This is a genomic window from Blautia sp. HCP28S3_G10, assembly GCF_052065235.1.
Lineage (GTDB): Bacteria > Bacillota > Clostridia > Lachnospirales > Lachnospiraceae > Blautia_A.
In genome coordinates, this window is sequence record NZ_JBQHUL010000014.1 from 66,957 (window position 1) to 73,778 (window position 6,822).

The 6,822-nt window shown below is 36.9% G+C and carries 6 protein-coding genes; all 6 read left to right on the forward strand.

The annotated features are described in order from the left end of the window. The first annotated feature begins 100 nt into the window (after positions 1–100). The 6 genes from ACTNB8_RS07720 (at position 101) to ACTNB8_RS07745 (ending at position 6,603) form a co-directional block, all read left to right on the forward strand. Entirely contained in the window at positions 101–868 is a 768-nt protein-coding gene (locus ACTNB8_RS07720) for a ParA family protein (protein WP_441053677.1), read from the forward strand. Beyond that, on the forward strand, positions 868–1,797 hold the full coding sequence (locus tag ACTNB8_RS07725) for a ParB/RepB/Spo0J family partition protein (RefSeq protein WP_441053679.1): 930 nt from the start codon (positions 868–870) through the stop codon (positions 1,795–1,797). The genes ACTNB8_RS07720 and ACTNB8_RS07725 overlap by 1 nt, the downstream gene beginning before the upstream one ends. Before the next feature lie 12 nt (positions 1,798–1,809). Continuing rightward, positions 1,810–2,346, forward strand: a complete 537-nt coding sequence (locus tag ACTNB8_RS07730; RefSeq protein ID WP_441053681.1) for a DUF4446 family protein — start codon at positions 1,810–1,812, stop codon at positions 2,344–2,346. A 28-nt stretch (positions 2,347–2,374) separates the two neighbouring features. Next, complete coding sequence (serS, locus tag ACTNB8_RS07735) at positions 2,375–3,667, forward strand: serine--tRNA ligase (RefSeq protein WP_441053683.1); 1,293 nt, start codon at positions 2,375–2,377, stop codon at positions 3,665–3,667. A gap of 21 nt (positions 3,668–3,688) precedes the next feature. Further along, positions 3,689–4,558: a DUF3881 family protein gene (locus ACTNB8_RS07740; RefSeq protein ID WP_441053685.1), complete on the forward strand. Its 870-nt coding sequence runs from the start codon at positions 3,689–3,691 to the stop codon at positions 4,556–4,558. 266 nt (positions 4,559–4,824) lie between these two features. Next, positions 4,825–6,603 (forward strand): LTA synthase family protein, encoded by a 1,779-nt coding sequence (locus ACTNB8_RS07745; RefSeq protein WP_441053687.1) that lies wholly within the window; start codon positions 4,825–4,827, stop codon positions 6,601–6,603. Positions 6,604–6,822 lie beyond the last annotated feature (219 nt).

Below are 6,822 nucleotides of genomic sequence, written 5' to 3' on the forward strand. Positions count from 1 at the left end.
TAATCAAAAATTAATGTTTCACGTGAAACATTTTGTGGAACAATATAATGGAAAGTGCTATAATAAAAAATAAGTTTGATTCCCGAAAGGAGGGGAAAATTTGGGAAGAATTATAGCAATAGCAAACCAAAAAGGCGGAGTTGGTAAATCAACTACAGCAATAAATCTTTCAGCATGCCTGGCAGAAAAAAGTCAGAAAGTATTGACAATAGATATTGATCCACAGGGAAACACAACCAGTGGGTTAGGAGTGGATAAAAATTCAGTAGAAAATACATTATATGAACTTCTTCTTGGAGAGTCAGAAATAGAAGATACAATTATAAAAGAAGTAATTGAAAATGTAGATCTTATTGCGTCGAACATTAATTTATCAGGAGCAGAAATCGAACTGATAGGTGTTGATGAAAAAGAATACATTCTTAAAAAAGTGACTGATAAAATTCGCGATAATTATGATTACATAATCATGGATTGTCCACCGTCACTTAATATGCTCACGATTAACGCATTGACAGCTGCATCATCAGTTCTGGTGCCAATACAATGCGAGTATTATGCACTGGAAGGACTATCACAGCTGATACATACAATAGATCTGGTAAAAGACAGATTAAACAAAGACCTGGTAATGGAAGGCGTTGTATTTACCATGTATGATGCAAGAACAAACCTTTCCTTACAGGTAGTGGAAAACGTAAAAGATAACCTTCAGCAGAATATCTACAAAACAATCATACCAAGAAATGTCAGACTTGCAGAAGCCCCAAGTTATGGACAGCCCATAACAATTTATGATCCAAGATCCACAGGAGCAGAAAGCTACAGACTTCTGGCAGAGGAAGTTATGAACAGGGAGGAAGAATAATGGCGATAAAAAAATCAGGACTCGGAAGAGGCCTCGATGCTCTTTTCCCTGAAAAAACAACACAAGAAAAACCAAAATCAGAAAAAACAGAAATAAAACAGCCCACTGAAAAGATAAAACAGGAAGAGAAAAGAGCAAAATCAGGTGAAATGCTCGTGAAAATTTCAAAAGTAGAACCAAATCGGGAACAGCCACGAAAACACTTTGATGAAGACGCATTATTGGAATTATCAGAGTCCATTAAGCAGTACGGGATTCTTCAGCCACTCCTCGTGTCCGATAAGAAGGACTATTATGAAATCGTTGCTGGCGAAAGAAGATGGAGAGCTGCAAAGATGGCGGGCTTGAAAGAGATTCCGGTTTTAGTAAAAGAATTTTCTACACAGGAAATAGTTGAAATCTCTTTGATAGAAAATATTCAAAGAGAGGATTTGAACCCAGTAGAAGAAGCGATGGCATACAAGCGCTTAATAGATGAATTCAATCTTAAACAGGATGAAATTGCAGAAAGAGTTTCAAAAAGTCGAACTGCAATTACAAATTCACTTAGACTTCTCAAACTTGATTCAAGAATACAGCAGATGATGGTTGATGAAATGATATCAGCAGGTCATGCACGTGCAATACTGGGAATTGAGGATAATGAAAAACAATATTCTGTTGCGATGAAAGTATTTGATGAAAAATTAAGTGTTCGTGAAACTGAAAAAATGGTAAAACAGATTGCAAACCCTTCTACCAAAAAAGAAAAAGTATCAAATCCGGCAGAAGATGCAATATATGAGAGTCTGGAAGAAAAGATGAAAGGAATCACCGGCACAAAAGTTTTTATTCATCGTAAGAAGAACAATAAAGGTAAGATTGAAATAGAATATTATTCCAGGGATGATTTGGAAAGAATTATAGATCTGTTTGAATCCATTGGTTAAAAGGAGTATGATATGAGTACGATTTTTGATAGTATGGGAATTGATCCTGGAATTGTCATCATTATATTATTGGTCATAGTTGTTATTCTGATCGGATGCAATATCAGCAGCAGTATGAGATTGACGAGGCTTGAACGAAAATATAAGATGTTTATGAAGGGAAGCGATGCCCAGTCATTGGAGAAAACTTTTGTAAGAAAATTTGCTCAGATTGATCGTTTATATGAAGCGAAAGAAGATCATGAACAGGCAATTCGCACACTGGCAAAGCATTTCAAGGTAATTTACAGTAAATATGGCGTTGAAAAGTATGATGCCTTTGATGATGTGGGAGGTAAACTAAGTTTTGCTCTTGCATTGCTTGACAGAGAAAATAATGGTATTATTTTAAATGCAGTCCACAGCAGAGACAACTGCTTCCTTTATTTAAAAGAAATTGTTAAAGGAGAATCTTATGTGATGCTCAGTCAGGAAGAAGTCGAAGCACTTCGCAAGGCAGTTAATTTTGGACTGGAAGATATGGAAGAAACAGAGGAAAATAATAAATAATGAAAATTTATTTTCAGGAGGAAAGAATATGTTAGACATTAAATTTGTAAGAGAAAATCCGGAAGTCGTAAAACAGAATATTAGAAATAAATTCCAGGACAGCAAACTGGAACTGGTAGACAAAGTTCTGGAACTGGATAAAGAAAACAGAGAAATCAAGCAGGAAGTAGAAGCTCTGAGAGCAGAAAGAAACAAAATCTCCAAACAGATCGGTGCTCTGATGGGTCAGGGAAAACGTGAAGAAGCAGATGAAGTAAAAAAACAGGTTGCTGCTTCCGGTGCACGTATTGATGAACTGTCTGCAAGGGAAAAAGAAGTTGAAGATGAACTTCTGAAAAATATGATGGTAATTCCGAATATCATCGATCCTTCTGTTCCGATTGGTAAAGATGACAGTGAAAACGTTGAAATTGAGAGATTTGGTGAACCTGTAGTTCCGGATTTTGAAGTTCCATACCATACAGAAATTATGGAAAACTTTGACGGAATTGATTTGGACAGTGCAAGAAGAGTCGCTGGTAATGGATTTTATTATCTGATGGGAGATATTGCCAGACTTCATTCTGCAGTTATTTCTTACGCACGTGACTTTATGATTAACAGAGGATTTACTTACTGTGTACCGCCTTTTATGATCAGAAGCAATGTAGTAACGGGTGTTATGAGTTTTGCTGAGATGGATGCAATGATGTACAAGATTGAGGGTGAAGACCTCTATCTGATCGGAACAAGCGAACATTCAATGATCGGTAAATTTATTGATCAGATTATTCCGGAAGAAGAACTTCCAAAAACTCTTACAAGTTATTCACCATGCTTCCGTAAGGAAAAAGGAGCACATGGACTGGAAGAAAGAGGTGTTTATCGTATTCATCAGTTTGAAAAACAGGAAATGATCGTTGTCTGCAAACCAGAAGAAAGCCCGATGTGGTTTGACAAACTGTGGCAGAACACCGTTGATCTGTTCCGTTCCCTGGATATTCCGGTTCGTACACTGGAATGCTGCTCCGGTGACCTGGCAGACCTTAAAGTAAAATCCCTTGATGTTGAAGCATGGTCTCCAAGACAGAAAAAATATTTTGAAGTAGGAAGCTGCTCCAATCTTGGTGATGCACAGGCACGTCGTCTGAAAATCCGTGTAAACGGTAAAGATGGTAAGAAATATCTTGCACATACTCTGAATAACACAGTAGTAGCTCCTCCGAGAATGCTGATTGCATTTCTGGAAAATAACCTGAATGCTGACGGATCTGTAAATATTCCAGAAGCACTGCAGCCATACATGGGCGGCATGAAGAAAATTGAGAAAAAGACCCGATAATCAGGGCATGGAGGTGTATTTTTGCACAGCTATCTGAAAGCAGTCGGTTTTTCCAAAATAAAGAAAAGAGAAGAACTGAAGGAAATCCTTTTGGATGTGATCCGGAATTACGATGAAAAAATAGCAGTAGAAGATCATGAAGACGGGGTTTTTGTGGAATTCTCCAAAAATTATGGATACGACTGTGGAATTACAGTTTGTGGTCAGTATGATGAAAATGACAGATTCCATGTGGAATATTACTTCCCATTCTTTCGCGGAACGGGTATAACAACTCAGGAACAGGTTACTGTAGAAAGACATACTGATAAGGAGTCTTTTGCGGGAGCCTGTGACGACCTGAGAATTGGAATCACATTGATATTTTATCTGCAGAATGGTACTGAATATATGCTGGAGAATCAAAAAGGCAGGATCAGTATACAGTCGCTTACTTTATCAGGTCTGGCAGGAGAGGGAAGAATTCTTTTGCCTGTATTAAAGGATAAAGAAGCAGTCAAAGTAGAAAAAGAGACAAGTAATAACAGAAATCATCTGATCGCAGCAGCCAGAAATGGTGATGAAGAAGCCATGGAAAGTCTTACAATGGAAGATATGGACACGTATTCTATGATTTCACACAGAATAGTAAATGAGGATATTCTCAGTATTGTCGATTCATATTTTATGCCATATGGTATTCAGTGTGATCAGTACAGTATTCTGGGAGAAATTTTGGATTTCCATTTTTTTCGAAATGAGATGAGTGGCGAAGAACTTTTATGTATGACATTGGAAAGCAATAATATGCAGTTTGATGTCTGTATTAATAAAGCCGATCTTCTCGGAGAACCGGCAATAGGAAGGCGATTCCGTGGAAATATCTGGCTTCAGGGACAGTTACATTTTTAAAAGAACAGGTGTGTTTAATAGTGAATAATAGTGAAAAGAATATAAACAGACAAAAGCTGAAAACAGGCTTTTGTCTGTTTATTGCAGTTATTTTTGCAGTATATTTTGCCTTAAACTGGCAATATATTCTTATAGAAGAATCTTTTAATAAAACAAGTCTGATAAAATTGTTAATATTAACAGTCACGTGGCTTGCAGGAATTGGATTTAATTTGATACCATTACATTTTCCTGATAAAATCACAAAAATCCTGCAGATTTTGTATATGTTGGTAACACCATTTGTTACTTTTGTATTAATGGAAATTGCAGTTCATAATCTGAAAAATATTTTCAGAATAAGAAAGCTTGCATGGGCATATAACATTATTGTTATTTTCCTTGTTGAATTTCTTCTGACCGCAATTTTTAATCGAATTTCGACTGGTGTTGCAGTGTGTACAATGATTTTTGTGATATTCAGCGTTGTTAACTGGTTTGTATATGAATTCAGAGGAGTGCCGATTATTGCATCGGATCTTGCAACTGCAGGAACTGCTCTGGATGTGGCGGGAAGCTACGCCATCCGATTTAATTTTGCATCATTTTTTGTATTGCTGGCATTGTTTGCATTTATAATGATTGGCATAAACATTGCCTCTGGCCCGGTATTTAAAAAGAAACGATATTGGTTATGCAGCGTTGCAGGAATGCTTGTACTCAGCGTTGGATTTACGAATACTTTTGTAATGTCTGATTTTCTGAAGAATCGTGATATTGTACTGAGAATGTTCAGACCAATGTCTACTTATCACAGATACGGCAGTGTGCTGGCTTTTTGCAACAGTATATATTATGCAACTCCGGAAAAGCCGGAAGGATACAGTGTAAAAGCTGCAGAGGAAATTGCCTCAAAATACTCATCTGATAAAGTAGATACAGAAAAAGAACGTCCAAATATGTTTGTTATTATAAATGAGGCATTTTCTGATCTGAGTGTGCTGGGTGATTTTGAAACAAATGAAGACTATATGCCATTTATCAGAAGTTTGAAAGATGCAGATAACTGTATAACAGGAACGTCATATTCTTCTGTGCTTGGAGGAATGACAGCGAATACAGAATTTGAATTTCTGACAGAAAACTCGATGGCATTTTTGCCGCCGCAGTCGGTTTCATTTCAGCTGTATGTGAATTCACAGCTGCCGACACTTACATACACTGCAAAAGATGAAGGTTATGTTGGCGGTAAGGCAGTTCATCTCCTGAATCCTAATAATTACCGAAGAAATCTGGTTTATCCGTATCTTGGCTTTGAAGATTTTATCAACATTGACACAGAGGGAGTAAATCCTCAGTTGATAAGAAAATATGCCACGGATGAAAGCACATATGATATTCTGTTGAAAGATTATGAGAAGTACAGAGAAACAACGGATGCACCATATTATGGATATACGATGACAATTCAGAATCACAGTCCGTATGATATGGATTATGATAATTACGAAGAGAGAATCAAGCTGAAAGACATTGATGCGCCAGATATGGATCAGTATCTGAGTCTTATCAAATATTCCGACGACTATTTCAAAGAACTTACAGAGTATTTTGAGAAAATTGATGAGCCTACTGTTATTTTTATGGTGGGAGATCATCAGCCAAATATTTCAGATGAATTTCTGAATGCTGTCTGTGGAAAGAAATGGAAAAAATGGGGCAGTAAAAAGATGATGAAACGATATGCGGTTCCATTTGTTATATGGGCGAATTATGACATAGAAGAGCAGACTGTTGAGAAGACCAGCATGAATTTCCTTCAGACGATTCTCACAGAAGCTACAGGTGGTGAAATGACTGGATATCAGAAGTTTCTTCAGGATTTTAGAGAAGATGTACCCGTAATAACAAGCATGGGATACTGGGGAAAAGATGGAAAATTCTACAATATATCGGACAAGGATTCTCCATATTATGAAAAAGTACATGAGTACAGCATTTTACAGTACAATAACCTGATGGATTCAAAACATCGTATCAGCGGATTTTTTGAACTGGAAAAATAAAAGACTTGTTTTTTATATGAATATATAGTAATATTTTGGTTGTGGCGTCTGGGCATCAGAGATTCAGATGCCACCATATATCCTTAGTTAAATGGATATAACAAGCGGCTCCTAAGCGGTGACCAGAGTTATCGCCTCGGCGTATAACAGAAAAATGAATTTGAGTTCGATTCTGTTATGTGATGTCACAATTAAGAGGACATGCGTTTTTGGAAAAGG

Coding starts and splice junctions, on each gene's coding strand:
- ACTNB8_RS07725 (WP_441053679.1), top strand. CDS start 868: ATGGCGATAAAAAAATCAGGACTCGGAAGAGGCCTCGATGCTCTTTTC.
- ACTNB8_RS07730 (WP_441053681.1), top strand. CDS start 1,810: ATGAGTACGATTTTTGATAGTATGGGAATTGATCCTGGAATTGTCATC.
- serS (WP_441053683.1), top strand. CDS start 2,375: ATGTTAGACATTAAATTTGTAAGAGAAAATCCGGAAGTCGTAAAACAG.
- ACTNB8_RS07745 (WP_441053687.1), top strand. CDS start 4,825: ATGTTGGTAACACCATTTGTTACTTTTGTATTAATGGAAATTGCAGTT.